The 26009-nt window shown below is 60.8% G+C and carries 25 protein-coding genes and 1 tRNA gene; 12 read left to right on the forward strand and 14 right to left on the reverse strand.

Going from position 1 to position 26009, the window contains the following annotated elements:
* Positions 1-59: 59 nt before the first annotated feature.
* Positions 60-2261 (reverse strand): exopolysaccharide transport family protein, encoded by a 2202-nt coding sequence (locus ABVQ20_RS09785; protein ID WP_354459296.1) that lies wholly within the window; start codon positions 2259-2261, stop codon positions 60-62.
* A gap of 268 nt (positions 2262-2529) precedes the next feature.
* Here ABVQ20_RS09785 and ABVQ20_RS09790 point away from each other — a divergent pair, with 268 nt between their 5' ends.
* The 5 genes from ABVQ20_RS09790 to ABVQ20_RS09810 all read left to right on the forward strand — a co-directional run bounded on the left by ABVQ20_RS09790 (position 2530) and on the right by ABVQ20_RS09810 (position 7884).
* Positions 2530-3093, forward strand: coding sequence for a polysaccharide biosynthesis/export family protein (locus tag ABVQ20_RS09790; RefSeq protein ID WP_354459297.1), 564 nt, complete (start codon positions 2530-2532; stop codon positions 3091-3093).
* 9 nt (positions 3094-3102) lie between these two features.
* Positions 3103-4233: a glycosyltransferase family 4 protein gene (locus ABVQ20_RS09795; RefSeq protein ID WP_354459298.1), complete on the forward strand. Its 1131-nt coding sequence runs from the start codon at positions 3103-3105 to the stop codon at positions 4231-4233.
* 82 nt (positions 4234-4315) lie between these two features.
* Positions 4316-5851: an undecaprenyl-phosphate glucose phosphotransferase gene (locus ABVQ20_RS09800; protein ID WP_354459299.1), complete on the forward strand. Its 1536-nt coding sequence runs from the start codon at positions 4316-4318 to the stop codon at positions 5849-5851.
* Complete coding sequence (locus tag ABVQ20_RS09805) at positions 5848-7107, forward strand: O-antigen ligase family protein (RefSeq protein ID WP_354459300.1); 1260 nt, start codon at positions 5848-5850, stop codon at positions 7105-7107. The genes ABVQ20_RS09800 and ABVQ20_RS09805 overlap by 4 nt, the downstream gene beginning before the upstream one ends.
* 282 nt (positions 7108-7389) lie before the next feature.
* Entirely contained in the window at positions 7390-7884 is a 495-nt protein-coding gene (locus tag ABVQ20_RS09810; RefSeq protein WP_354459301.1) for a DUF1036 domain-containing protein, read from the forward strand.
* Positions 7885-8225: 341 nt separating this feature from the next.
* Here the strand turns inward: ABVQ20_RS09810 and ABVQ20_RS09815 are convergent.
* A tRNA-Pro gene (locus ABVQ20_RS09815) sits at positions 8226-8302 on the reverse strand.
* Between the two features lie 398 nt (positions 8303-8700).
* On the opposite strand from ABVQ20_RS09815, the gene ABVQ20_RS09820 reads away from it, so the two are divergent.
* The 3 genes from ABVQ20_RS09820 to ABVQ20_RS09830 all read left to right on the forward strand — a co-directional run bounded on the left by ABVQ20_RS09820 (position 8701) and on the right by ABVQ20_RS09830 (position 11078).
* The gene (locus tag ABVQ20_RS09820) at positions 8701-9255 is read left to right on the forward strand and encodes a transglutaminase-like cysteine peptidase (protein ID WP_354462151.1); all 555 of its coding nucleotides are present in this window, start codon (positions 8701-8703) and stop codon (positions 9253-9255) included.
* 413 nt (positions 9256-9668) lie between these two features.
* On the forward strand, positions 9669-10286 hold the full coding sequence (locus ABVQ20_RS09825) for a hypothetical protein (protein ID WP_354459302.1): 618 nt from the start codon (positions 9669-9671) through the stop codon (positions 10284-10286).
* Positions 10287-10406: 120 nt separating this feature from the next.
* Entirely contained in the window at positions 10407-11078 is a 672-nt protein-coding gene (locus ABVQ20_RS09830; RefSeq protein ID WP_354459303.1) for a DUF2161 domain-containing phosphodiesterase, read from the forward strand.
* 35 nt (positions 11079-11113) lie between these two features.
* On the opposite strand, the gene mctP is transcribed toward ABVQ20_RS09830, so the two are convergent.
* The 4 genes from mctP to ABVQ20_RS09850 all read right to left on the reverse strand — a co-directional run bounded on the left by mctP (position 11114) and on the right by ABVQ20_RS09850 (position 15297).
* Positions 11114-12628, reverse strand: a complete 1515-nt coding sequence (mctP, locus tag ABVQ20_RS09835) for a monocarboxylate uptake permease MctP (protein WP_354459304.1) — start codon at positions 12626-12628, stop codon at positions 11114-11116.
* The gene (locus tag ABVQ20_RS09840) at positions 12625-12801 is read right to left on the reverse strand and encodes a DUF3311 domain-containing protein (RefSeq protein ID WP_354459305.1); all 177 of its coding nucleotides are present in this window, start codon (positions 12799-12801) and stop codon (positions 12625-12627) included. The genes mctP and ABVQ20_RS09840 overlap by 4 nt, the downstream gene beginning before the upstream one ends.
* A 236-nt stretch (positions 12802-13037) precedes the next feature.
* The gene (locus tag ABVQ20_RS09845) at positions 13038-14570 is read right to left on the reverse strand and encodes an alkaline phosphatase family protein (protein WP_354459306.1); all 1533 of its coding nucleotides are present in this window, start codon (positions 14568-14570) and stop codon (positions 13038-13040) included.
* Between the two features lie 445 nt (positions 14571-15015).
* Entirely contained in the window at positions 15016-15297 is a 282-nt protein-coding gene (locus tag ABVQ20_RS09850; RefSeq protein ID WP_354459307.1) for a hypothetical protein, read from the reverse strand.
* A gap of 101 nt (positions 15298-15398) precedes the next feature.
* On the opposite strand from ABVQ20_RS09850, the gene ABVQ20_RS09855 reads away from it, so the two are divergent.
* Positions 15399-16412 (forward strand): ATP-grasp fold amidoligase family protein, encoded by a 1014-nt coding sequence (locus ABVQ20_RS09855; protein WP_354459308.1) that lies wholly within the window; start codon positions 15399-15401, stop codon positions 16410-16412.
* 18 nt (positions 16413-16430) lie between these two features.
* Here ABVQ20_RS09855 and ABVQ20_RS09860 read toward each other — a convergent pair whose 3' ends face one another.
* From ABVQ20_RS09860 to ABVQ20_RS09890, 7 genes are all read right to left on the reverse strand, one after another.
* Positions 16431-16733, reverse strand: coding sequence for a hypothetical protein (locus ABVQ20_RS09860; RefSeq protein ID WP_354459309.1), 303 nt, complete (start codon positions 16731-16733; stop codon positions 16431-16433).
* Between the two features lie 140 nt (positions 16734-16873).
* Entirely contained in the window at positions 16874-17416 is a 543-nt protein-coding gene (locus ABVQ20_RS09865) for a MerR family transcriptional regulator (protein WP_227347995.1), read from the reverse strand.
* Between the two features lie 127 nt (positions 17417-17543).
* Positions 17544-17867, reverse strand: a complete 324-nt coding sequence (locus tag ABVQ20_RS09870; protein WP_354459311.1) for an integration host factor subunit alpha — start codon at positions 17865-17867, stop codon at positions 17544-17546.
* A 103-nt stretch (positions 17868-17970) separates the two neighbouring features.
* The gene (locus tag ABVQ20_RS09875; protein WP_354459312.1) at positions 17971-18942 is read right to left on the reverse strand and encodes a beta-ketoacyl-ACP synthase III; all 972 of its coding nucleotides are present in this window, start codon (positions 18940-18942) and stop codon (positions 17971-17973) included.
* Positions 18943-18951: 9 nt separating this feature from the next.
* Positions 18952-20022, reverse strand: a complete 1071-nt coding sequence (gene plsX, locus ABVQ20_RS09880; RefSeq protein WP_354459313.1) for a phosphate acyltransferase PlsX — start codon at positions 20020-20022, stop codon at positions 18952-18954.
* A gap of 101 nt (positions 20023-20123) precedes the next feature.
* Positions 20124-20672, reverse strand: a complete 549-nt coding sequence (locus ABVQ20_RS09885) for a YceD family protein (protein ID WP_354459314.1) — start codon at positions 20670-20672, stop codon at positions 20124-20126.
* A 10-nt stretch (positions 20673-20682) separates the two neighbouring features.
* The gene (locus ABVQ20_RS09890; RefSeq protein ID WP_354459315.1) at positions 20683-21225 is read right to left on the reverse strand and encodes a ubiquinol-cytochrome C chaperone family protein; all 543 of its coding nucleotides are present in this window, start codon (positions 21223-21225) and stop codon (positions 20683-20685) included.
* Between the two features lie 113 nt (positions 21226-21338).
* On the opposite strand from ABVQ20_RS09890, the gene ABVQ20_RS09895 reads away from it, so the two are divergent.
* The 3 genes from ABVQ20_RS09895 (at position 21339) to ABVQ20_RS09905 (ending at position 23582) form a co-directional block, all read left to right on the forward strand.
* Positions 21339-21851, forward strand: coding sequence for an outer membrane protein assembly factor BamE (locus tag ABVQ20_RS09895; RefSeq protein WP_354459316.1), 513 nt, complete (start codon positions 21339-21341; stop codon positions 21849-21851).
* 183 nt (positions 21852-22034) lie between these two features.
* Complete coding sequence (locus ABVQ20_RS09900; protein WP_354459317.1) at positions 22035-22580, forward strand: cupin domain-containing protein; 546 nt, start codon at positions 22035-22037, stop codon at positions 22578-22580.
* A gap of 51 nt (positions 22581-22631) precedes the next feature.
* Positions 22632-23582, forward strand: coding sequence for a glycosyltransferase family 2 protein (locus ABVQ20_RS09905; protein WP_354459318.1), 951 nt, complete (start codon positions 22632-22634; stop codon positions 23580-23582).
* A 119-nt stretch (positions 23583-23701) separates the two neighbouring features.
* On the opposite strand, the gene ABVQ20_RS09910 is transcribed toward ABVQ20_RS09905, so the two are convergent.
* The gene (locus ABVQ20_RS09910) at positions 23702-25846 is read right to left on the reverse strand and encodes a sodium-translocating pyrophosphatase (RefSeq protein ID WP_354459319.1); all 2145 of its coding nucleotides are present in this window, start codon (positions 25844-25846) and stop codon (positions 23702-23704) included.
* Positions 25847-26009 lie beyond the last annotated feature (163 nt).

Here is a 26009-nt window from a genome sequence, read left to right on the forward strand (position 1 = left end):
AATTCCGGACGGAAAACCGCTACGCACTTTTCCTGTAATTGCTCCAGCGGGGCTTTCCGTCAGGCGGCTGAACGCCGGCCCGGCACCGGCGTGCCCGGTGTTTCATGGCCGACTGGCGTCACCAGGGTGAGATCGGGATAGCCGCTCTCGATCAGGCTGACCGTGGCCTTTGCCACCTCATCATCCGGTTCCAGCATGGACACGAAGATCTCCGTGGCATCGCCGACCAGCCGGCTGATGCCTTGCGCGTCGGCCGGGCCGCACTCGACCACGACCAGGTCATAGGCGGTGGTCAGCGACTGCATGATGATCGGCAGGCGATCCGCAGCGCGCATGGCGCGAACCGGATCGGCGGTGCCAACCGGAATCACATGGCAATCCGAATAATGATCGGCATGGATCACGTCGCTGAACTGGGCTTCGGACGCCAGCAGATTGGTGATTCCCGGGAACAGCGCGCTGTCCAGCACTGGCCGCGAAGCGGCTCCGGAGGCGGTGAGATCGAGCAGCAGCACCCGCAAGCCGGCATCGGAGACTTCGCGCGCCACCAGGATGGCCGACGCGGCGGCCTCGTCGCCTTCCGGCGACACGAAGATGGCGCGCGCCGCACCGCTCGCGATCAGTTTTTCGGCCGCTTTCTCGACGTCGATCTCGCCGAAGCTTGAACGCTTCAGCCCAACATCCGCAAGAGGCAGTTCGGCCGCGGCAACATCGAGTGGTGCCGCGGCTGTTTCAGCATCCGCCGCCGCCTCAGTCGCACGATCCCCCTCGGGCTCGATGTTGGCCGGCGCCTCGATGTCGGCCGGTTCGTGCCGGATGACAGGCATGGCGACCTGCTCGATCCGATCGAAACGGGCACCGGCGGCCGGACGCATGGCGCGCCCCGAGAACAATTCCCGCAGAAGCGTGATGATCGCCATGATCAACAGCGACGCCGCGAAGGCCGCACCGACGATCGGCACGACCTTGGGGAAATAAGGTTCGGACGGCACCTGGGCTTCGGAAACCAGCCGCGCGTCGACCGGCAGATAGTTGCGGTCCTTGCGCGACGCCGCTGCCAGGTAGTTGGCCTGGTATGATTCCAATTGCTGGCGCCGGGCGGCAGCGTCGCGCTGCAGGGCATCCAGCTCGACCTGCTCTTCGCCAGCGCGTGCCGATGCGGCCTTGAGCGTGTTGACGTCCGCAACGAGCTGGCTCTCACGAGCCTGCGCGGTCTGCGCCTGGGTCATCAGCCCTTTCATCAATTTTTCCGCTTCGTTGCGGATCTGGCTGTCGAGGTCGGCGAGTTGCGACTTCAGCGCGCGGATGCGCGGATGGTTGTCGAGCAAGGTGGTGGAAAGATCGGCTATGTTGGTCTTCAGCTCGACCTGGCGCTCGCGCAGGCGCTGTATCAGTTCCGACGACAAGACCTCAGGTACGGCATCCAGTGAACCGCCGCCCTGCAACGCCTTGCGCACGCTGTCGGCAGTCGCCTCCGCTGACGCACGGTTGGCGCGCACCCTCGACAGTTCGCTCGCCAGTTCGGAAAGCTGCTGTGTGGCCAGCACCGAATTGTTGCCGCCCATCAAAAGATCCGACTGGGCGCGATAGGTGGCGACCCTGGCCTCGGCATCCTTCACCTGCTTCTGCAGATCGGCGATCTCCGGTCCCAGAAAGGCGGTGGCGGCGGAGTTCAATGCAACTTTCGCATTGCCCTGGGTAGCGATGTAGGCCTTGGCGATCTCAGTCGGGATGGCTGCGGCAAGGTTGGGGTCCTGCGAGGAAAACTCGATGGCAATGATGCGCGTCTTTTCAACGCTGTAGACGTTGAGATTCTCGCGCATCCTTTTCAGCACGCGCTCTTCCGGTGGAATCTCCTCCGGATCGCTCTTGAGTCCTGCAATGACAAGAAACTTGCTCAGTGCCGACATGTTGAGCGCGCTGTCGAATTCAGGCAGCCGCGCTAGATTGAGCTTCGAAGCCACCTGCTTGAGGATGTCGGTGGAGGAAACAATCTGGACCTCGGTGGCAATGCCTTCCTCGTCCAGAATCGGCTTGTCGTTGTCGTTGGCACCATTTGGCCGAGTGTAGACGGATTCGCCCGACTCGATCTTGAGCTGCGCTTCAGCCTTGTAGTGCCGCGTGGCGAGCGAAGCGAACGCAAACGCCGCGCCCGTCACCACCAGCGTAACAATGGCGATGCGCCGCCAATTCCTCGCAAGACTGGCGAAGAGTTGCCTGAGATCGACGTCGACGTCTGCGGCCGCGGATTGAACGGACATGCATCCCTGCTCCGGTACTGAGTCCGGACGCACCGTAAACAACTATGGTAACTCAGCCGTTAAGATCGCGGTAAGCACCTGTTAGGCTGTACTGATGAGCGGTAAACAAAACGCCGAAAGTGCCCCTCCTTTGCTCGATCCGCCACTGATCTTCGACATATCGGGCCTGCGCCTTTACCGGCCATTAACCCTAACAGGATGATAACGGGCCTCGATCCTTAAAGTTGCCGCGACATCGCAGCGGCCAGTCGAAGGTACGTATCCGGTCATGAAGAGCACTGCTTCTCTCTTTCGCGCACTGCTTGCCGTATCGATGCTTGCCGGCTGCTCCAGCTATCGGCCAACGCCGGCGGCTTTCCACGAGGTGCTCAACCAACCTTACCGGCTCGGCGCTGGCGACCGCGTCCGCGTCACCGTGTTTGAACAAGACGGCCTGACCAACACCTACAGTGTCGACCAGTCGGGCTATCTCTCCTTCCCACTCGTGGGCGCCGTGCCGGCGCGCGGCCACACGGCTCAGCAGCTGGAGAAGGAGATCGCCGACAAACTGCGCCAGGGCTATCTGCGCGATCCAGACGTTTCGGTCGAGGTCGACCGCTACCGGCCAATCTTCGTCATGGGCGAAGTCGGAGCGGCCGGCCAGTACTCCTATGTCCCGGGTCTCACCGTGCAAAAGGCGATCGCCATCGCGGGTGGCTTCTCGCCACGCGCCAACCAGGAAAGCGTCGACATCACCCGCGACATCAATGGCAAGGTCATGACGGGACGCGTGGTCACCTCGGACCCGCTTCTGCCCGGCGATACGGTCAGCGTTCGCGAACGCCTGTTCTGATCTGCACACGTGGCGGACAAACTCAGGATCGTCCACTGCTTTCGTTCACCGGTCGGAGGAATTTTCCGGCATGTGCGCGACCTGACCGACGCGCAGGTCTCCGCTGGGCATTCTGTCGGCATCGTCTGCGATTCGACGACCGGCGGCGATTTCGAGGAACACCTTTTCGAGCAGATGAAAGACAGCCTGGCGCTCGGCATCCATCGCACGCCAATGCAGCGCCATGTCGGCCCGGGCGACCTCGCGTCGGCCTGGCGCACTTACAGGATCATCAAGGAATTGCGGCCGGACGTGCTTCACGGGCACGGCGCCAAGGGCGGCGCCTATGCCCGTCTGTTCGGCTCATTGTTGCGGGTATCAAGGTCTCGCGTAGCCCGCCTTTATTCACCGCATGGTGGCTCACTCCACTATGACGAACACACAACCACCGGAAAGCTGTTCTTCGCGCTCGAGCGCTTCATGGCCCGCTTTACCGACTGCCTGCTGTTCGTCTCCGACTATGAGCGGCGCACCTATCGCAGGAAGGTCGGCGAGCCGCCGATCCCCAACACGCTGGTCTACAATGGCCTGCGCGCGGCCGAATTCGAACCGGTACTGACCGAGCCGAACGTGGCCGACCTGCTCTACATCGGCATGATGCGCGACCTCAAAGGCCCGGACATCTTCATCGACGCGCTTGCCGTTGCCGAAACGCGTCTCGACCGCCCGCTGACTGCTGTCATGGTCGGAGACGGCGATGACCTCCCCCGCTATCATGCCCAGGTGAAGCGGCTTGGACTGGACGGCCGCGTGCACTTCCTGCCACCGATGCCGGCAAGGAAAGCCTTCGCGCTGGCCGATCTCGTCGTCGTTCCCTCGCGCGCCGAAGCCATGCCCTATATCGTGCTGGAAACGCTGGCGGCGGGAAAGCCGATGATCGCCACCTCCGTCGGCGGCATTCCGGAGATCTTCAGTGCCGACTCCCCTGCGCTGATCCGGCCTGACCCACGCGAACTTGGCGACAAGATGTGTGAGGCGCTTGCCGACCCGGATGGTTTCAAGACCCTGATGCCCGGCGCCGCCGACCTAAAGGCACGCTTCGGCGCCGACGTCATGGCCGCCAATATCGAAAAAGCCTACTTCCTGGCCCTTCGTCGCTAACCCGTTCCAAAGCCACGCGTTGTTTCAAGGGTTTCTTAGCTCTCTTTTGCTATTCACCTGAGGGAAGCTCGCGGATAGCCCCATGAATGAGATCGACCCCGCGCGCCGCTTTTCTATGGATGCGGTGCGCAAATTCGAGGCCCCTCCCGAGGCTGACAAGCCCGGCGGCATGAACGATGTCGCCCGTCAGGTGGCGTCGCAATACCGGCGCGATACCATGTCGCCGATCATGGTCAGCGGCGTGCTGCGCATGGTCGAATTCGCGCTGCTGTTCCTCTCCGGCCTCTGCGTCTATTTCTACTATGTCGGCTTCTTCAATTATCTTGCCTGGCAATATCCGCTGACGATCGCCGCCGCTTCGTTTCTCGCCGTCGTGCTGCTTGACGTCACCGACTGCTATCAGGTCGTTTCCCTGATGCGGCCGATCGCCAATTTCGGCCGCATTCTGCTGGTCTGGGCCGGCACCTTCGCCCTGATGGCGTTGACGGCCTTCGCCATGAAGATGTCGGGCGACTATTCGCGTCTGCTTTTCGGCACATGGTTCGTCGCTGGCTTCATCCTCATCTTCGGTCTCAGGCTGGTCATTTCGAAGCTCATTCGGAGCTGGGCGCGTGATGGCCGCATGGAGCGGCGCGCCGTCATCGTCGGCGGCGGCAAGGCGGCTGAGGTGCTGATCCGCTCGGTCGAAAAGCAGCCCTACAACGATATCCGCATCTGCGGCATCTTCGACGACCGTAGCGACAAGCGCTCGCCGCCGATCGTCGCCGGCTATCCCAAGCTCGGCACCATCTCCGAGCTCATCGAGTTTGCCCGCATCGCGCGCATCGACATGCTGATCGTCTCGCTGCCACTGACCGCCGAATCGCGCGTCCTGCAGCTGCTGAAGAAACTATGGGTGCTCCCGGTCGACATACGGTTGTCGGCGCATTCCAACGCGCTGCAATTTCGTCCACGCGCCTATTCCTACATCGGTTCCGTGCCGATGCTCGACATTTTCGACAAGCCGATCAACGATTGGGATTCGGTCGCCAAGCGCGCCTTCGACATCGTCTTCTCGATCATCGGCATCATCGTGTTCTCACCGGTCATGCTGGCGACCGCGATCGCCATCAAGCTCGACAGCAAGGGGCCGGTGCTGTTTCACCAAAAGCGGCACGGCTTCAACAACGAGATCATCGAGGTCTACAAGTTCCGTTCGATGTACACGGACAAGGCCGACCCGACCGCCAAGCAGACGGTGACCAAGAACGATCCGCGCGTCACCCGCGTCGGCCGCTTCATTCGCAAGACCTCGATCGACGAATTGCCGCAGTTCTTCAATTCGCTGTTTGGTTCGCTGTCGCTGGTCGGGCCCCGTCCGCACGCCATTGCCGCCCAGTCGCACAACCTTCTCTACAATGAAGTGGTCGACGGCTATTTCGCCCGCCACAAGGTCAAGCCCGGCGTCACCGGCTGGGCGCAGATCAATGGCTGGCGCGGCGAGATGGATACCAACGAAAAAATCCGCATGCGCACGGAATACGACCTTTACTACATCGAGAACTGGTCGCTGCTGTTCGACTTGCGGATCCTGTTCCTGACACCGATCAGGCTGCTCAATACGGAAAACGCCTATTGAGCGCGATTGCCCACGAGCTGCCGCCGGCCGCAGTCAACGCCAAGCTGATTGCGCTCATCTCTTCCGGCGCGCTTTTCTTCGGCGTGTTCCTGTCGGGTTTCGTCATCCGGGAACCGGCCCCTTATGAAATCTACATGGCCGGCCTCATCTCCATATGGGCGCTGTTCGGCCTGCGCATATCGCGTGCCGTGGTGCCAATGCTGGTTCTGCTGGTGACGATGAACATCGGCGGCATGATCTCGATGACGCAGATGTCTAATCTGGCGAATACGCCGCTCTATCTTGCAGTGTCGCTGTTCCTCGCCTTCACGGCCGTGTTCTACGCCTCGGTAACCGCGGTAGACCCCAGCCGCTACCGGCTGATCTTCAGTGCCTATGTGATCGCGGCGGTTCTCACGTCGCTGCTCGGCATTGCCGGTTATTTCCACGCCTTTCCAGGCGCCGAGATGTTCACCAAATACGACCGCGCCGCCGGCGCTTTCCAGGATCCGAACGTGTTCGGTCCGTTCTTGGTGCTGCCCGGCATCTATCTGCTCTATTTGCTGCTGACCGGCCCGATCTCGCGAATGCCCTTGCTTGCGGTGCCGTTGCTGATCATCACGGCCGGCATCTTCTTTTCGTTCTCGCGCGGTGCGTGGGGCATGTTCGCCGTATCGGCGGTCCTGCTCACCGGTTGCCTGTTCCTGCAGAGCGCGAGCGGCATGTTCCGGCTGCGGGTCGTGGTGATGACGATAGCGGCGCTGTCGCTGCTGATCATCGCCATCATCGTCATCCTGCAACTGCCGGGCGTGTCGGAGATGTTCTCCAACCGCGCCCACCTCGAACAGAGCTACGACACCGCCCGCCTCGGCCGCTTTGCCCGCTATACGATCGGCTTCCAGATGGCGCTGGAACATCCGCTGGGCATCGGCCCGCTCGTCTTCGGCACCATCTTCGGCGAGGACACCCACGACATCTGGCTGAAGGCCTTGATGGACTATGGCTGGCTCGGCTTCGTATCGTTCCTAGCCCTGACGCTGTGGACGATCGCGGCCGGCTTCCGCATCCTACTGCGCGACAGGCCATGGCAACCCTACCTGCTGTGCGCCTACGTCGCCTTCATCGGCAATATCGGGCTCGGCACCTTCATCGATATCGACCACTGGCGCCATCTCTACCTGCTGCTCGGGCTTGTCTGGGGCGCAATCGCCCTTGAATACCGCCATCAGCGGGAGTTGCGACTGATGCCCTCGTCCGCAATGGCCGCACGCGCCTGAATGAGGGATCGATGGTGTTGGCGTTTTGCCAACCGAAAGCAAAGCCGTGGAAGTGTGCTTCTTTGCGGCTGGCGCGGCATTGTCGCGAATACGAAGTTCGATGGATGGGCGTCGAAGATTGGAACGGCGTACGACGACGATGAAAACGGAGGAGGCGGCATGATCTCGCGCCATTCGGCGCGCCACCGCCCAGCCTGTGGCCTGCGGATGCACCTCTTGACTCGCAGTAAATAGGGGAGGATTTTATTAAATAGAAAAAGGTCCGCCACGATGGGGGATTAGATGTCCGCCTTGAGACCAGTTCTGCTCTCCATTCTGTTGGCAACGTTTTCTGAACAAGCTTGTGCAGAAATCAAGATCTGCAATCAATTTCCTCAAACCGTTTACTTTTCCATAGCGTACGCGCAGCCGGGGTATAATGATTCATATATTTCTCGAGGTTGGCTAGCACTACAGCCGAACGGCTGCGACCAATTCGATAGCGCGCTCCATCTTTCTGTATTTTGGTACTACGCAGAGACAAACGCATACTTCGTGCGCAAGCATGTAACAAACACGAATTTCTGGGGAACTGTCAGGGCAGATAAAAAGTTTTGGGTCGCCACCAATTCTTTTAATTTTATCAACAATCTGAACAACAATCAGGCTCCAAACGATCCGGGTGCAAAATTAGTAGGTTTTACCCGTTCCATCGAAGCTAAGGATTCGGAGTTAAACGAGACACTGACCATCGAGGCCGATGGCATTAATGTCACGCAAAGCGTCGATAACCAGTAATCTTCGCTATAGCGACAAACACCAAGCACCAATAAGGCGGCAAGCCCGCAGGCCGACAAGGCGGCAAAGGGGGCATCCGAATCCCTAGGCCGATCGTCCCTAGAACCGCTGCCCAAACAAAACTTTCACATCCGCAAAATCGGAAATGGACAGGGGGCTTCCAAATCGCTGGCCGAACGACCGGATGGCAAGACCCGTATGGAGGCCATGCGCAACTAAAAATCCGGCTCTTTGAATATTAATCAAACGATTAAACGAGAGCAGAAATCAGTCGCTGGCTACAATGTGGCTAGAAATTTTATAGCCACCTCTGGGGGAAACGGCTAACTCTTTGTTTTTAATGGTCGGAGTGGCCGGATTCGAACCGACGACCCCTTGACCCCCAGTCAAGTGCGCTACCGGGCTGCGCTACACTCCGGACCGGTCGCGATGTATCTTGATATCCCCGTTCGGGTCAACCCGAATTCGACCTCTCCTTGAGATTGCCGTGAGAGGTAATTTTCCAGGCCCAACGGCGCCCATCCTGATTGCCTGCAATTGTCGGGGTCGAAGTGGTTCAGCGTTAACCTTTTATTAAACATTTAATTGACGCCGGCTGCCGTTTTCGCCTTTGCTCCCGTCAGGACAAGGGTTGGAGCCTGACGGGAAATGGTGGTGTTGCGTCGGTTGGCCGCCGGGGTTTTCTGGACATTTCTCGGGCTTGGGTCGCTGGCAAATGCCGGATCCGTCGGGCCACAGATGGCGACGCAAGCCTATCCTTCCTCCTTCAACAGCTATGCTATCGCCTTCGAGGCGACGCCGCCTCGTAGTCCCGCCATGGGTACCGCGACAGCCGCGGCCGTGGGTGGAAAGACGAGCATTCCCTATGGCTGGGTGGATTTCTGCGGCCGGCGTCCTGACCAATGCGAAGTGCAGGCGCTTCCTGCCGTGGACTTGAAACTCACGCCCAGGACATGGACCACGCTCGACCGCATCAACCGGGTGGTGAACGGCTATATCGTGCCGGAGAGCAATCTCGACCATTGGGGCACCATCCAGGATCACTGGGATTATCCAGTCGATGGCAAGGGCGACTGCAAGATCTACGCACTGTTCAAACGCAAGCTGCTTCTCGACGCCGGATTTCCACGGCAAGCCTTGCTGATGACGGTTGTGTATGACCTGCATGGCGAAGGCCATGCCATCCTGACGGTGAAGACCGACAAGGGGGATTTCATCCTCGACAACCTCGTCGACAACATCCGCTCATGGGACGCCACCGGCTACTACTTCCTCAAGCGTCAGTCGCAACAGGATCCCAACATCTGGGTATCGATCAACCTGCGCGGCGACGCCGCCTTCCCCGACAAGCTTCGCAAGGCGATCAACTGATCAGGACCGGGTTTCTGTGGGACTCAGGCGAATCCGGTCGCCTACGCCCGCCGCGACGATGACAGGACGATGCTGCTCTTCACGCAGAGCAGCTACATCAAGGCCAGGGTTCCACCTCCCCGTCACTGTCGACGCGCATGGCGAAATTGGTGGTCACGTCGAGGCAGGTCCGTCCCCCCTTCTAACATGATGATAATGCCGCGAGTATGACCCTCGGCTTGGGTGACCTTGTGCGTCAGCACTGCACTCTCCGGCTATGCGGACAAGACCGCCTCCGCCTACAGCGGCCCAAATCAAGTTCTTTTGAATGACCCATCGCCGATTTGTCGGGCGGTTTGGAGCCGCTCGTTCGTTGTGTGACTGTCGCTGGCGTTTCAGCCTGAACCGGCCAGCCCTTTCGAAGGATGGATGCAATGGACTTGAAGAGATTCGCAGCAGCGTTCGGTGCGGCTATGCTCGGCACGGCCTTTATGGGAGTCAGCCTCGCCCAGGCCGCCGACCCGATACGCTTGCGCGGCACTGTTGTCAGCCTTGATGGATCGACACTGACAATGAAAACCCGCGACGGCGCCACGGACGCCGTCACCTTGGCCGCAGGATGGAAGATTTCGGGCGTCGCCAAGGCGTCGGTCGGTGACATCAAGGCCGGTGATTTCGTCGGTGTCGTTTCCGTACCGAAGGCGGATGGCGGCGGCGGAGCCCTGGAAGTCGTGATCTTTCCGGCGGCCCTCAGAGGAACCGGCGAAGGCGACCGACCATGGGATCTGCAACCCAACAGCCGCATGACCAACGGCACCATCGACAATCCGGTGACGGGCGTGGACGGCCGTACCGTGACGCTTTCCTACAATGGCCAGCAAAAGAAGATAACGATTCCCGATCAGACCCCGATCGTGACCGTCGCCAGCGCCACCGCCGAGGACCTCAAACCAGGGGCGCCGGTGTTTGTCACCGTCCAGCGCAGCAGCGACGGCGGGTTGAGTTCCAACCGTGTCGTGGTCGGCAACAACGGCATCGCTCCGCCGATGTAATCGCGTCCAATGCCACGCCTGGTTTCGACGACCGGAGCGGAATTCTGGGCCGACTGGACTTGCTCTATCGTGCTCTAGAAATCGATTCTGATTTTTGAGGCGATGCAGTAAGCCGTCGGGATGAACGAAACCTCGCTCTACGCTCCGGTGAAACTTTTTCTCGAGGGTCTCGGTTTTGCCGTGAAAGGCGAGATCGGCGGCTGTGACATGGTTGGCCTGCGCCAAGGCGAGCCGCCGGTCGTGGTCATTTGCGAACTGAAACTGCAGTTCAATCTCGAACTCGTGCTGCAAGGCGTCGATCGCGCCGCCGCGAGCGACGAGGTATGGCTTGCCGCACGCATGTCGGCGCGCGGCAAGGGACGAGAGAGCGACGCGCGGTTTCGCAATCTCTGTCGTCGCCTGGGATTCGGGTTGCTGGGCGTCACCGCCCGCGACCAGGTCGAGGTGCTGCTCAGCCCGGCCGCCTTGCCACCGCGCAAGGACCCGCGCCGCCGCTCACGCCTTGTCGACGAGCACCAGCGCCGTCGCGGCGATCCGGCCGCCGGGGGCAGTACGCGCAAGCCCATCATGACCGCCTATCGCCAGGAGGCGCTGGCGTGTGCCGCAGCGATGACCGAGGGCCCGCGACGCCCGCGCGACCTCAAGCCGACCATGCCGAATGTCGTGAAAATCCTTCGCCGCAATGTCTATGGCTGGTTCGTCCGCGCCGACCACGGCGTGTATGACATCACCGATAGCGGTCGCGCCGCGCTGCTGCAGTGGCCGCAATCGACCGAAGGCAAAACGGAGTGATGGCGGGACCGGCTCCGAAACCTGGCTGCCGAGCCTCAGGCAGCGCTTCGAGCGTCAAGGAAATCGTCGCTTCTGACATCGCCTTCCATCTTGGCGCGTAAGACGAATGAAAGCACAGTCGCGACAACGATGTTGGCGATAACGGCAACGACGCCATTATAGGCGCCATATCCGAGGATCGTCGACGTCGGCACCCACGCGGTCGCGCCCCAGGACAGATAGGACCCGAGGCCGAAACCGACGACCCAGCCTGCGAGCAGCGCCTCGCCGCTATACCAGCGCGTGTAGAGGCCGAAGATCACGGCCGGAAATATCTGGATCATCCAGACGCCGCCGAGCAATTGCAGGTCGAGGGCGAATTTCGTCGGCATGAAGAAGATCACGGCCAGGGCGCCAACCTTCACGATCAGCGACATCAGCTTGGCGAGCCGCGATTCCTGGAGGGGCGACATGGCGGGGTTGACGAAGGGCCGCCAGACATTGCGCGTGAAAGTGTTGGCCGCGCCGATCGACATCACCGCGGCCGGCACCAGCGCGCCGATCGCGATTGCCGCGAAGCAGAAGCCCGCGAACCAGTCGGGAAACATTTTCAGCAGCAATTGAGGGATCGCGTCCTGCGGGTTGGCGACTTCGACACCCGCCGCGTGCGCCATCAGCCCCATCAGCGCGATGAGGCCAAGCAGCAGCGAATAGGCCGGAAGCGTCATGGCATTGCGCCGGATCGCCTTGGGTCCCGAGGCCGAGAGCACGCCGGTCAGCGAATGCGGATACATGAACAAGGCCATGGCCGAACCGATGGCGAGCGTGATGAATGGTCCGATCTGCGCCGGTGACAGCGTCAGGCCCTGGTTGGGCTTGCCGGCATAGGCCTTGGCGGCTGCGTCGAAGACCGCGCCGTAGCCACCGAGCTTCGCCGGAATGATCACCACCGCCGCGATGACGAAGATGTAGATCATGATGTCCTTGACGAAGGCTATCATGGCAGGCGCGCGCAGGCCGCTCTTGTAGGTGTAGAGCGCCAGGATGACGAAGGCGATCGTCAACGGCAGATGCGACATCATCCCCGCGCCCTGGAATCCCAGCGCCTGGATGACCTTCTCCATGCCGACGAGCTGCAGCGCGATATAGGGCATGGTGGCGAGGATGCCGGTGAAGGCGATCGCGAGTTCCAGGCCCTTGTTGCGGTAGCGGCCGAAGATGAAATCGGCTCCGGTTATGTAGCCTTTCTCGCGTGCGACATTCCACAGCCGCGGCATGGTCAGGAAGATGAAGGGATAGATCAGGATCGTGTAGGGCACGGCAAAAAAGCCGTAAGCGCCGATCGCATAGACGACCGCCGGCACCGCTATGACCGTGTAGGCGGTATAGAGGTCACCGCCGAGTAGGAACCAGGTGATCCACGCGCCAAAACGCCGGCCGCCAAGACCCCATTCATGCAGTTCATCGAGATTGCCGGATTTCCAGCGCGCGGCAACGAAGCCGATGATGGTCACCACGGCAAAGAAGAAGACAAAGACCGCTGTCGCTGTCCAGTTGAGATGATCTATCACGCGTCGTCCCCTCCGACCTTCGATGCCGCCCAAATGAAGATCGACGACACGGGGATCAGAGCCAGCAGGAACCAGAAGAAGAAGGGAATGCCCGCCAGGGTCGGCTCGATGCTGTTGTAGAGCGGAACCCACACGCACAGGACGCAAGGGATGATCAGCAAAAGGTATTTCATGCCCGATCATTCCTCCCGAAAGCATCGGCTTGCAGACGAAATGTCATCATAGCCCATTGCCATCGGCGGGCAACTCCAGTGGTGACAACCAACAGAATTCTTGAACTAAGACCAACGGCCAGGCATTCCGATGCAGCCTGCTAGCGGAGACACGGTCGCCTGTCCGGCGACCTGCCGCGCAAAAAAGGCCGCCGAGCACGCCCGGCGGCCAATCGTGCATATGGAATGAGCTGGGCTTAGAACGGGATCGCCGGCAGTTGCTGGGTGCCTTCGAGCTTTACGGACTGGAGCTCATTTGCGTCATAGCCAAGCGCGCGCAGGATGGTCGGCGCAACCTGCGCCGTCTGCACCAGGGCCGGCACCGACCTCGGCGCGAGCGAAGGGCTGCTGATCAGGAGCGCGACGTTGCGATCGTTCGCATTGGCGCCGCCGTGCTCGGCGATCTTCGAGCCGGAAGTGTAGACCACACCCGGATTGACCGTCGCGATGAAGTCCGGCGTCCGGCTGTCGGTGGCAGGGTCCTGATAGGCGAGAGCGAGGGCATTTGGCGTCTGGATCTGGGCAATGCCTTCAGCCTTGCTCGATTTCTCGAGATAATCTTGCGCCGCCTCAAGGTTCTTGGCCCTGTCCTGCGGTTTGAGCCAGATCAGCGCCGCGTCGTCGGCTATGTGGAAGGCATAGCCCGGTGTCTTCGTGTATGGATCGTCATCCAGAGGCTGGAATGTCGCCGGGTCGATGGGCGATTGTCCATGCTTCGAGGCAAGTATGATCAGGGTCGAGTCAGCGAGGTTGTTGTCCTTGAGCGCGGCGACCAGTTCGCCGAGGGCGCCGTCGACATAGGCGAGTTGCCCGGCAAGGCCGTTGCTCGGCGCGCCGCTGGCATCCACGTAGCCGCCAACCAGACCAGCCTCATCGCCAGGACCGGCCTTGGGAAGCTTCTGCCCCACGCTCACCGCCTGGAAGTTCATGCCAAAAAGCGCAGGAACCGCCGCGGGATGCGAGCCGGTGCTATCGAGACCCTTGATTTCGTTCATGACCGCCTTGACCCGAGCTTCGTCAAAGTCACGCTCGGCCTTGAAGCTGCCCGTCGTCTTGACCTTCGTGCCTGGAATCAAGCTGTCCTGTTCCAACGCATAGAGGTCATCTACGCCTTTGCCCGAAGGCCCGTTCAGCCATTCATAGGCCGGGTGCTTGTCGGACCAGGCCGTGCGGCCACCATGAGCCTTCACGATCTCGAAGACATTGTTGACCCGCACAAAATCATGCGGATAGACAGCCGAGCATTTGCCGTTGATTAGCGTCATCGGCAGCTTTGCCGGATCGATCTGGCTGTGAAAATCGCCCGGCTTGCCACCACCGTCAAGACGCGTCGAATCGACGTCGATGTTCTCGGCGAAGGCCACTTCCGAGCCTGGCTCGCCCTTGCAATCCGAAGCCGGCGCGAAATAGGTGCGGTCATAGCTGTCGTCATAGAATACGCCGGTCGATTTGGGCGTGCCGCCGGTCACCTGCGCCACGAAACCAGGGAACGAGTCGGACGGGGCACTGGTGAGAGCGTTCGGATAGAAGATACCGGTATGGGCGAGCGCGGCCATCGAACTCGCCGGATTGGCGGCGACATAATTCGCCAGGTCGAGCGCATGAAGCCCGTCGACGCTGATGAGCAGTACATGTTTGTAAGGTGCCGCGACAGCGCTGGAAGCAGACAGCGCGCCAAGCAAAGCCGCCGTCAGCGTGCTCGTGGCCAGCGCCAGAGATAGCGTTTTCATTGAAGTGTCCCTCGTCTCGCAGCCCCGCGACGGATCAAGGATAGGCACGGTGACATGACAGGTTCATGAAATTCCCCGGCAGGTGTTGCCAAGGGTGTGCCGTTGATCGCCAAAAATGATAGCAGGGACTGGCGTGACTGCGGAAACAGGTTTGGCCAGTCGGTCCAACCACCCGGTCGGGGCCGGTCGTGTCACGCTTGCACGAAAGGGTACCACGAGATGGTGCCACGACATGGTGCTTGAGAGGCGGCGCAGCCGCGGATTTCCCAGACATAATCCAGAAACAAAATTCTACGGTCGGGAAACACTGTCGAAAAATTCGAGGGGGATACTTGGTTTCGCGGCGGTCAGGTTATCGACCTGATTCAAAAACGGCCTGCGAAAAAGGAGACGACCCATGAAAAAGTCCCTCATCTCTGCCCTCGGACTCGCTGCTGCACTCGCCCTAGTGCCGGTTATCGGCGCCACCAGCGCTGATGCGGCTCCTATGCACAAGCATCATCACCGTCACCACCATCGTCATCAGCACCATCATCATCACCACCACCACCATCACCACAAGACGATGAAGAAGGCCTAAGCTTACCTCTCGCCAACAAGAAGACTGGCTTTGGTCTTTTTGGCTAGAGGCGGTCTTCTTGTGGTTGCTGCCACGTGAAGTGCGATTGATAGGCAATGGAATAGCGAGCCATTGCCGGCTGGGCTTGGCGCCATCGGCACCTGCCACGGAGCCTTCTGCACTGGGGCAAATTGCTATAACGCAAGAGATACTACCGACCGGTGCCGCCCACCGGATCAATCGGAGCCCAAAAGCCCAAGGTATCTCTAATGATGACGGCCAAGGCCGATATTTCGTGGACAAACCGCGTCGTCCTTGTTGTTGCGCGGATATGGATCACTGTTCGCCATCCCGCCCTGATTCTGCGGTTCGTGAGGCGGTTGGGTTATCTGCCCAATCCGGCCGCGCCCGAGACCTATCATGAGCGGATGTTGTGGCGAAAAATCATCGACCACAACCCGCTGTTCGTGACGCTCACAGACAAGCTTGCCGCCAAGGCTCATATCCAAGAAACCTGTCCGGATCTGAGGCTGCCCGCGACGCTCTGGTGCGGCCCCGATCCCGCCGATATTCCCCCGGCTCTGTTCGATGACGACGTGGTGATCAAGGTCAACCACGGCTGCTCCATGAACATCTTCGTGTCAGGTGGGCAGCCCGATCACGCCGCCATTGTACGCCAGACCAAGCGCTGGCTCAAAAAGCCATTCGGGCGCCGTGATGGCGAGTGGGCCTATTGGCCGATCAAGCCGACAGTCCTGGTCGAGAAGAACCTCTGTCTGAGCAGCGGGACGATCGCCACTGACATCAAGGTCTATATCTGCAGCGGTGTCGTCTGCCATGTCTGGGCCGAGGACAAGCTGGCCAGCCGTTCGCATCTGTTCGACCGCAATGCGAACCCTTTGCCCGGGCGCGATCCGGATTACCCGCGTGAGGATCAAGCCATGCCGGTGCACGCGCGACTCATCGACTATGTCCGCAAAGCGATCGCCATGGCGCCACGTCTTGCAGGAGATCTCGACTACATCCGCATTGACTTCCTGGTCACCGACGAAGGCCTTTTCGCCGGCGAGATCGCCGTCTACACGGGCTCGGGTTACAGCACATGGGGCAATCCGGAAATTACGCGTGAGATCGAGCGGCGCTGGCACATCGAGCGGTCCGATTACATGCGGCGAAATCACCGCGGCACGGCACGACTCTACGCCGAGGCGCTGCGCGCGAAATGCTTGTCGGACCATCATCGCGCAGACAAGCCGCTACCGACCGGCAGCAGCGGGGCTTGAGCCGCGTCTATCCGTCCTCTATCGGCGGCTGAAGAGCAAACTTGCTATCAGCCCGACGACGACGAGCCCGACCGCCGCTGCTTTCGCCGGATGGTCACGCGCTGTCTTTTCGATAACCCTGCCTTGGCGCCTGATCGCGGGTAACGTATCGCCGATGCGCTCGGCAAGGCTGGAATAGTAATCCGAGGCGGCGTCCCGCCCATCCTCGTAATAGGCACCACCACGCTTGGCCACCGCCTTCCTAAGCGCCGCCAATTCCCTGGAAAGAGCCGCGACCTGTTTTTCCAGGTCGATGTCGGAGATGGTCGAAAGCGATGCCATTATGTGTTTCCTTCATATGCTGAGGGAAACGTAACGCGTGACCGTGAGACCGGTTCCGGTTCTTGGAAGACGCAAGAACGTCTAACGCGGCGCGCGGACGCGCGGCACCATGATTGCGCCTGAAATCGGAAGCGTTGACCTCAGCGCACCTGATCGAGCAGGCGCTTGCATTCCAGAAGGTCGAACAGCGCTTCCTGCAGCAGCGCACGGTTATCACGCGAAAGTTTTGATGCGCCCGGCATGACCGGACCGTCCTCGTCGGTCTTGCCCAGGCCGAAAAACCGTCGGCTGGGTTTCACCTTGGGTTGGCCGACCAGCATTTCATCGTCGGCTCCACGCGGCTGAGCGGCCGGCGTCAATGGCACCGCATCGGCTTGCCGGCGCTGCGAGATCGCCTCGACAGCCGCCATGTCGCCATTGCCGATTGCGACCAGAAACTGATTGCCGTTCTCCCGCAGCAGCTTCTGCACGCCCTTGATCGTGTACCCCTGGTCGTAGAGCATGTGGCGAATGCCCTTGATCAGTTCGACGTCCTGCGGCCGGTAGTAGCGGCGGCCGCCGCCGCGCTTCATTGGCTTGATCTGGTTGAAGCGTGTTTCCCAGAAGCGCAGCACATGCTGCGGCAAATCGAGATCTTCGGCGACCTCACTGATGGTGCGGAAGGCGTCGGGGCTCTTGTCCATGGGCGAATCCTCACGCTGGACGACGATCCGGCCATGTTGCCGAATCGGGCATTATTTCAGCGGTTTGTGAAACACAATTCAAGCCCGGCATCATGATAGAACCGGTTTTCAACCGTCTATTAGACGACTATTTACCAGCCTTGGCCTTGCTGCTCTGGTGCGAACGCAGAATTCTGCTCTTCAGCACGTTCGACGACTTGAAGGTCATGACCCGGCGCGGCAGGATCGGCACCTCCTCGCCCGTCTTCGGATTGCGTCCGATACGCTCGTTCTTGGAGCGGACGTGGAACGTCGCGAAGGATGAGAGCTTGACTGTTTCGCCGCGGACGATGGCTTCGCAGATTTCGTCCAGAACCGCTTCGACAAGTTCGGCCGATTCAGTGCGCGACAGACCGACCTTTCGATACACGGCCTCGGCAAGGTCGGCGCGCGTAAGTGTCTTTCCCCCCATGCGACCGTCCCATCAGCTCAAAACGTAAAAATCAGCACAACAACGGCAGAGCCTAAGTAATTGATCCGGCAAGGTCAAGGACCGAAACCGGACCGTTCAGCACTTACCAGCGAACCAGGACCGCGCCCCACGTGAAGCCGCCGCCCATTGCCTCTAGCAGCACCAGATCACCCTTCTTGATGCGACCGTCGGCGACGGCCACTGAAAGCGCCAGCGGCACCGAGGCAGCCGAGGTGTTACCGTGCAAATTGACGGTCACCACAACCTTTTGCTCGGCTATCCCGAGCTTCTTGGCTGAAGCGTCAATAATCCGTTTATTGGCCTGGTGCGGCACGAACCAGTCCAGATCCTCGGCGGTAATGCCGGCGGCTGAGAACGTCGCCTCGATGACGTCGGTGATCATGCCGACCGCATGCTTGAAGACCTCGCGGCCTTCCATCCTCAGATGGCCGACGGTTCCGGTCGTCGATGGCCCGCCATCGACGAACAGCTTGTCCTTGTGGGCGCCGTCCGAGCGCAGGCTGGCCGCCAGCACGCCACGGTCGGCAATGTCGCCAGTCCCCTCACCCGCCTCGAGCACCAGTGCACCGGCACCGTCGCCAAACAGCACGCAGGTCGAGCGGTCGTTCCAGTCCAGAATGCGCGAAAACGTCTCGGAGCCGATCACCAGAACCCGTTTGGCAATCCCGCCACGGATATAAAGGTCGGCGGTCGTCACCGCATAGACAAAGCCCGAGCACACTGCCTGCATGTCGAAGGCAAAGCCGTGATGCATGCCGAGCCGGTTCTGGATTTCGACGGCGGTCGCCGGAAAAGTGTTGTTCGGCGTCGAGGTCGCCAGCACGATGAGGTCGATGTCGGCTGGCGTCAGGCCGGCATTGTCGAGCGCCGCACGCGCCGCCGCCTCGCCAAGTGAAGCCGTCGTCTCGTCATCCCCGGCAATATGGCGCTGGCGTATGCCAGTGCGCTGGGCGATCCATTCGTCGGAGGTCTCGACCATGCCTTCGAAATCGGCATTCTTCATGATGCGGCGGGGCAGCGCGGCGCCTATGCCGCGCACGACTGATCTGATCAAAGCTTTTCCCTATTCCTTTGCGTCGCTAACGACGTCGGATTTCCTGTTTATCTGGGCATGCGGATTGCGCGCATGGAACAGATCGAGGTCCGCTTCGATGCGATCAAGCAGATTGTTGCGCACCATGTCGTACCCAAGCTCGATCGCTGCCGCGAAGCCATCCGAATCCGCTCCGCCGTGGCTTTTCACCACGATGCCGTTCAGCCCGAGAAAGACGCCGCCGTTGGAACGGCCGACATCCATTTTCTCGCGCAGCCGGTCGAAGGCGCCCTTGGCGAAGACATAGCCGATCTTGGCCATCAGCGTGCGGCTCATGGCGGCGCGCAGGTAACCGGCGATCTGCCTTGCCGTGCCTTCCGCGGTCTTCAACGCGATGTTGCCGGCAAAGCCTTCCGTCACCACCACATCGACAGTGCCCTTGCCGATATCGTCTCCCTCGACAAAACCATGGTAGCGCATCGAGGCCATATTGGCCTCGCGCAGCATGCGCCCGGCTTCCTTGACCTCTTCCTGGCCCTTGATCTCCTCGACGCCGACATTGAGCAGGCCAACTGTCGGCCTCTCGATGCCGAAAATCGAGCGCGCCATGCCAGTGCCGAGAATGGCGAAATCGATAAGCTGATGCGCGTCGGCGCCGATGGTCGCGCCAACATCCAGCACCACGCTCTCGCCGCGCACCGTCGGCCAGATCGCCGCGATGGCCGGGCGGTCGATCGTCGCCATCGTGCGCAGGCAGAATTTCGACATCGCCATCAGCGCGCCGGTGTTGCCGGCCGAGATACAGGCATCCGCCGTGCCAGACTTGACCGCTTCGATCGCCTTCCACATCGATGACTTCCAGCGGCCGTGGCGCAGCGCCTGGCTCGGCTTGTCGTCCATCCGAACTGATATCTCGCAGTGGAAGAACTCGCTGATTTCAGCAAGTTTAGGATATTTGGCGAGTTCCGGGCGGACCAACTCCTCGCGACCGTAGATAAAGAAGCGGATGTCGGGACGGCGAGTCGCAACCGTCATGAGCGCCGGTATGATCACGCCTGGTCCGTGATCGCCGCCCATGGCATCGATAGAAATCCTGATCACGCGGTATTCATCTCACGGTTTGCTGGGCGGTCGCCAAGGTTTGGCGAAAATAGCGTTTTTGGGCTGTCGCACAACCGACTTTTCTTCAATCAGGTCGGGTTTCAGGATTTTCCCAGCAGCGATCGCAGCTTTTGCTGAAATTCGTTCTCCTCGGACCCGGTATCGTCAACAGCCTCGATCGATACGCCTTGCTTGCGTGGATAAGGGTCGATCGCCAATCCAAAAAACTGTTCGGCCAGCGCACCGACATCGATCGTGTCGCCTGAAAAAGTCTCCGGGCTATCCGGCCCCTCGGCGTCGAGGAGGATTTCACCGCCGCCTTCAAACCCCTGCCGCCCAAGCTTTGACGCCTCCGGCAGGAACAGTGCTTCGACCTCTTCGTCGATATGCGCTTGGACCGGGTCGAGGGTGACGATACAGGCCTGGGTGATATCAGCTTCGACACGGCCACTGACCTTCACGCCGTTGCGCTTCCACGGGGCGACCAGGAGCTCGGCGCGATACTTCTCGACCGAAAGCAGTTCGTGCTCCGCAGCCAATGCGGCGCGTTGGGCGGCATCCGCCTCGATCACAACCGGCAGCCCCTTGTGCGGCAAGCGGCCGACGTTTGCCATGAAAGAGACCGGGCCTTGCGGGTCTGAATGTTTCATCGATCCTCCTTCAGCCAACCTTGGCTATGGGAAACGTCACCGTCCCCGAAACAATCGATTCGGACTGCTGCGCCGCCAGTCCGGTGTTGGCGTCGCCGACATAGGCGGCCAGTTGCGACGCTTCGGGCCACACGCCGGCATCCGGCCTGACATTGCGGGCAAGAGCGGCGGCGAGCGCGTCGCGGTCGTCACGCTCCAGCGCGTCGTCATAGGCCTCGGTGCGACCATAGAACATTTTCGCCAGCTTCTTCATGCGCTTCGGCACGCCAACGTCGCCGATTCCCAGCTCCCGCAACGAATGCTCGACATCCATGAAGAACTCGTCGATCAGCACTTGCGCCACCTCGGCCGCGGCACCGCCCTCGCCGCGCAGCCGGTGCTGGAACAGAAACATATGCAGCGACAGCATCTCGAAACGGCCAAGCGGCGTGTCCGGCACATTCCAGTCGGAATAAAACACAGTCTGCCGCGCCGCCGCCACGATTTGTGCGTAGAGCGCCTCGGTGATGGCGCGGTTGGCTTGGCGTTCGCGGCCAAAAAGGCGCTGGAACATTGGGGATGGTCTCCCGGGACCGTTTGTTGAAGTGGCCTTGTTGCATCGGCGAGCAAGCTGGTTTACCGGTTTTGCGGCCCAGCGCAAGTTGCGGCGATTTGAGGGAGTTGTTGTTGCGCGCGCTGAATTTCAAGTCGAGCTTTTCGTCCGGGCCTGTCGGCGCGATCTCGCTGCTGATGGTTGTCTCGGCGCTTTCCGCCTGTCACTCATCCAAAATGTTCGGCGATCTCAGCCCGAGCGAGACGATCACCCAAGGGTACGTGATCGACAAGCAGGCGATCGACCTTGTGCCGGTCGGTTCCAGTCGAGAGCAGGTGCTTCTGGCGCTCGGCACCCCATCGACGACGGCAACGTTTGACAACGAGGCCTTCTACTACATTTCGCAAACGCGCAAACGCTACGTCGCCTTCGACAAGCCCAGGCTCGTCGACCAGCACGTACTGGCTGTCTATTTTGGCAGTGATGGACGCGTCACCCAGATCGCCAACTACGGCCTGAAGGACGGCAAGATGTTTGACTTCATCTCGCGCACCACACCGACCGGCGGCAAGGACCAGAACTTCCTCACCCAGATCATCAGCGGCGCCAGCAAGATTGCGCCCGGCATTCCCGGTGCCACGCCCTGATCCTTCAATTCTGCTCCCCTGCGAATCTCAGGCAAGCAGCAATATCTCAGGCGACCAAGAACCCGCGGGAGCGATCCTGCGGGTTTTTGTTTAGACCATTCCGACGTGTCCAATGCCGACACTTTGATTTGCCCGCCAAGGGGCAAACTCGTATCAACGCTCCGCAATGGCTGGGGAGCCTGAATGAGCAGCGAAGATCGTCAAAAGCCAGAAGGATGGATGGCGATTGGAACGCCAGACCGGCAGACCGTCACAGCTGATTGGATGCCGATCGAGGCTCCGGCGATAGACGGCGTCCAGATCAAGGAGATCAGATCGGTTGCGACCTCCACCGGCTATCTGACAGAGATCTTCCGTAAGGAATGGGGGCTCGATACGCTGCCGGTCGGCCAGGTATTCCAGCGCACCCTATACCCCGGATCCGTGACCGGCTGGCACGCGCATGCGGCGACGCAGGATCGGCTTTTCTGCTGCACCGGCAGCATTCGCATATCGCTTTACGACGGAAGAAAGGCTTCCCTCAGTTTTGGCGCGGTCTGGCACAAGATCGTCGGCCCGCTACGCCCGGCGGTCGTTGTCATCCCGCCGGGCGTATGGCACGGCATCGCCGCGCTCGGGCCTGAGACCGCCCTGTTGCTCAATCTCGTCGACAAGGCCTATGCCTTCGAAGACCCCGATCACTGGCGCCTGCCGCCAGACACGGACCTCATTCCATACAAGCTGGTGTAGGCCTTGAAGCGGCCATGGCAGGTCGATCAGACCAGGCTCCACGAGCCTCTTGTGTCGGTCGTGATCGCCACGCACAACCGGCCGGCGGCCTTGCGGCAGGCACTCAGGAGCGTGGTGGCCCAGACCCTTCAGGATTGGGAGATCCTCGTTATTGGTGATGACTGCCGGCCGGACACCGCCGCTGTCGTCGCCGAATTCAACGATCACCGCATCGCCTACATCGATCTGCCTGTGAATTTTGGCGAACAATCCGGGCCTAACAATATCGGCTTTGCCAGAGCGCGCGGGCAATTTGTCGCCTTGTTGAACCATGACGATCTCTGGTTTCCCGACCATCTGACAGCGATGACCGGCTGGATCGATGCGACCGGCGCCGACGTCATCATTGCTCGCGGGGCCATCATCGAACCTACGCGGATGAAAGGCGATCCTCTCAAGACCTCGATCTACGGGATGGGCAAAAACGGTTTCTACGATCCCGTCATCACAGCCGGATATGGATCGGCACAGATGGTCAGGCGGGCATCGCTGGGTTGGCTCGGCCCATGGCGCCCTGCCAGCGCGTGCTCCTGCGAGAATTCGCAGGACTGGCTCTTCCGAGCTTGGCGAAAGGGGGCCGTGATCGCGACCATGCCGCACCTGAGTGTGCTCAATATCTTCTCCGGCCAGCGCAGTGACAGTTATGTGGAAGACACGGCAATGGAACAGGAGGAATTTATCAATGGCATGCGAATGCCGGACGACCTGCGCGTCAAAATTCTTGCCGCAGCGGTGGCCCCCTCTCGCCTGAAGAAATCAAGCTATCTGAAACGCAGACTTTGGGCTGCCTGTGGCATCCATCCGAGATCCGTCGAGTTTCGGCGCAAATATGGACGTGGCGCCTTTGTCGCCAGACTGCGAGAGGTGCGCGGCCTGCCGCCTATGCCTGAGCGGGAACCGGGGGTGGATGATCTACTGACCATCTACCGCAGGCGCAGCAGCCGGGAAGACACCGGAGAGTAACAGCTGCCAAGCGCGCGTGGCATCTAGATGCCGGGTTTAAACCGCTGGTCACTTGAAAAATGGAAAACCCGCGGGGATCGCTCCCCGCGGGTTTAATCGATGAGCGCTTGACGAGCGGATCACGCGCCGTGTGCGAGCACGGCCAGCAGCAGGAGCGCCACGATGTTGGTGATCTTGATCGCCGGATTGACCGCAGGACCGGCGGTGTCCTTGTAGGGATCACCGACCGTGTCGCCGGTCACCGAAGCCTTGTGCGCTTCGGAACCCTTGAGATGCCTGACGCCGTCCTTGTCGACGAAACCGTCCTCGAACGACTTCTTCGCATTATCCCAGGCGCCGCCGCCGGACGTCATCGAAATGGCGACGAACAGGCCATTGACGATGACGCCGAGCAGCGAAGCACCGAGCGCGGCGAAGGCGGACGCCTTCGAACCCGAGATCAGCAACACGCCAAAATAGACGACGAGCGGCGCCAGCACGGGCAGCAGCGACGGGATGATCATTTCCCGGATTGCTGCCTTGGTCAGCAGGTCGACCGCGCGGGCATAGTTCGGCTTCGACGTGCCTGCCATGATGCCCGGATCTTCGCGGAACTGCTTGCGCACCTCCTCGACGATGGCGCCCGCCGCACGGCCGACGGCCGTCATGGCGATGCCGCCGAACAGGTAGGGGATCAGGCCGCCGAAGATCAGCCCGGCGACGACATACGGATTGGAGAGGTCGAAGGAGACGTCGCCCATGCCGTGGAAGTAGGGGTACTTGTCGCCGTTGGCGGCAAAGTACTTCAGGTCGTTGGAGTAGGCGGCAAACAGCACCAGCGCGCCGAGGCCGGCCGAACCGATGGCATAGCCCTTGGTCACCGCCTTGGTGGTGTTGCCGACCGCGTCGAGCGCGTCGGTTGAATGACGCACTTCCTTCGGCAGGCCGGCCATTTCGGCAATGCCGCCGGCATTGTCGGTGACCGGGCCGAAGGCGTCGAGCGCGACGATCATGCCGGCAAGACCGAGCATCGTCGTCACCGCGATCGCCGTGCCGTAAAGGCCGGCGAGCTGATAGGTCGAGATGATACCGCCGACGATGACGATCGCCGGAAGTGCTGTCGATTCCAGCGAGACCGCGAGGCCCTGGATGACGTTGGTGCCGTGACCGGTCACCGAAGCCTGGGCGATGGAGTTCACCGGGCGCTTGCCGGTACCGGTATAGTATTCGGTGATCACGACGATCAAACCAGTCACCACGAGGCCGAGCAGGCCGCAGATGAACAGGTTCTTGCCGGTGATCGCCATGCCCGCAACGACGCCGATCTCGCCCCAGCCGACGGTGGCAGAGGTGGCGACACCGAGACCGACGATGGACAAGAGGCCGGTGACGATCAGACCCTTGTAGAGCGCGCCCATGATCGAGCCATTGGAGCCGAGCTTGACGAAGAAGGTGCCGACGATCGAGGTGATGATGCAGGCGCCGCAGATGGCGAGCGGATACAGCATCACGGCACCGAGAATGGCGGTTCCGCCGAAGAAGATAGCGCCGAGAACCATGGTGGCGACGACGGTCACCGCGTAGGTTTCGAACAGGTCGGCGGCCATACCCGCGCAGTCGCCGACATTGTCACCGACATTGTCGGCGATGGTGGCCGGATTGCGCGGATCATCTTCCGGGATACCGGCTTCGACCTTGCCGACCAGATCGCCGCCGACGTCGGCGCCCTTGGTGAAGATACCGCCGCCCAGACGAGCGAAGATCGAGATCAGCGAGGCGCCGAAGCCAAGCGAAACCAGCGAATCGATAACGATACGGTCATTGGGCTGCAGGCCCATGAAATGCGTGAGGATCAAGTAATAGATCGAGACGCCGAGCAATGCGAGACCAGCCACCAGCATGCCGGTGATGGCGCCCGATTTGAAAGCGATGTCGAGGCCGGCGGCGAGGCTGTTTGAAGCCGCTTGCGCCGTGCGCACGTTGGCGCGCACCGAGACGTGCATGCCGATGAAACCGGCGGCGCCCGACAGGACGGCACCGATCAGGAAGCCGATCGCGGCGGTGATCGAAAGCAGCCACCAGGCGAGCAGAAGCACGACCACGCCGACAATGGCGATGGTGGTGTACTGGCGCGCCAGATAGGCTTGCGCGCCTTCGCGGATGGCCGCGGATATTTCCTGCATGCGTGCATTGCCCTGATCGGCCGCGAGGACCGAACGTGTTGCCCAGATGGCGTAAAGGACAGAAAGCAGACCGCAGGCGATGACGGCGGAAATAATTGTCATTGCCGGATTTTCCTCGATTGATGGCCCAAAAGAACCCCTCCCTGGGCCGTTGAGACAGAGACCGGGTTCCGCGGGCGGAATCCGACCCATCGCATCGGTGTATGCGAAACAGGTTGGGGAACGTCAAGATATTGTTCAGTTTTTGCCCGGCTTTCGCCTTAAT

It is taken from the genome of Mesorhizobium shangrilense, from assembly GCF_040537815.1.
Classification (GTDB): Bacteria; Pseudomonadota; Alphaproteobacteria; order Rhizobiales; family Rhizobiaceae; genus Mesorhizobium; species Mesorhizobium shangrilense.

Excerpts from the sequence above, each read along its gene's own strand:
- ABVQ20_RS09870 (WP_354459311.1), bottom strand. The coding sequence starts at position 17,867 with ATGGGGGGAAAGACACTTACGCGCGCCGACCTTGCCGAGGCCGTGTAT.
- ABVQ20_RS09885 (WP_354459314.1), bottom strand. The coding sequence starts at position 20,672 with ATGAAACATTCAGACCCGCAAGGCCCGGTCTCTTTCATGGCAAACGTC.
- ABVQ20_RS09855 (WP_354459308.1), top strand. The coding sequence starts at position 15,399 with ATGATGACGGCCAAGGCCGATATTTCGTGGACAAACCGCGTCGTCCTT.
- ABVQ20_RS09840 (WP_354459305.1), bottom strand. The coding sequence starts at position 12,801 with ATGAAATACCTTTTGCTGATCATCCCTTGCGTCCTGTGCGTGTGGGTT.
- ABVQ20_RS09845 (WP_354459306.1), bottom strand. The coding sequence starts at position 14,570 with ATGAAAACGCTATCTCTGGCGCTGGCCACGAGCACGCTGACGGCGGCT.
- ABVQ20_RS09790 (WP_354459297.1), top strand. The coding sequence starts at position 2,530 with ATGAAGAGCACTGCTTCTCTCTTTCGCGCACTGCTTGCCGTATCGATG.
- ABVQ20_RS09890 (WP_354459315.1), bottom strand. The coding sequence starts at position 21,225 with ATGTTCCAGCGCCTTTTTGGCCGCGAACGCCAAGCCAACCGCGCCATC.
- ABVQ20_RS09900 (WP_354459317.1), top strand. The coding sequence starts at position 22,035 with ATGAGCAGCGAAGATCGTCAAAAGCCAGAAGGATGGATGGCGATTGGA.
- ABVQ20_RS09865 (WP_227347995.1), bottom strand. The coding sequence starts at position 17,416 with ATGGACAAGAGCCCCGACGCCTTCCGCACCATCAGTGAGGTCGCCGAA.
- ABVQ20_RS09810 (WP_354459301.1), top strand. The coding sequence starts at position 7,390 with ATGTCCGCCTTGAGACCAGTTCTGCTCTCCATTCTGTTGGCAACGTTT.
- ABVQ20_RS09785 (WP_354459296.1), bottom strand. The coding sequence starts at position 2,261 with ATGTCCGTTCAATCCGCGGCCGCAGACGTCGACGTCGATCTCAGGCAA.
- ABVQ20_RS09820 (WP_354462151.1), top strand. The coding sequence starts at position 8,701 with ATGGGTACCGCGACAGCCGCGGCCGTGGGTGGAAAGACGAGCATTCCC.
- ABVQ20_RS09910 (WP_354459319.1), bottom strand. The coding sequence starts at position 25,846 with ATGACAATTATTTCCGCCGTCATCGCCTGCGGTCTGCTTTCTGTCCTT.
- ABVQ20_RS09860 (WP_354459309.1), bottom strand. The coding sequence starts at position 16,733 with ATGGCATCGCTTTCGACCATCTCCGACATCGACCTGGAAAAACAGGTC.
- ABVQ20_RS09825 (WP_354459302.1), top strand. The coding sequence starts at position 9,669 with ATGGACTTGAAGAGATTCGCAGCAGCGTTCGGTGCGGCTATGCTCGGC.
- ABVQ20_RS09800 (WP_354459299.1), top strand. The coding sequence starts at position 4,316 with ATGAATGAGATCGACCCCGCGCGCCGCTTTTCTATGGATGCGGTGCGC.
- ABVQ20_RS09830 (WP_354459303.1), top strand. The coding sequence starts at position 10,407 with ATGAACGAAACCTCGCTCTACGCTCCGGTGAAACTTTTTCTCGAGGGT.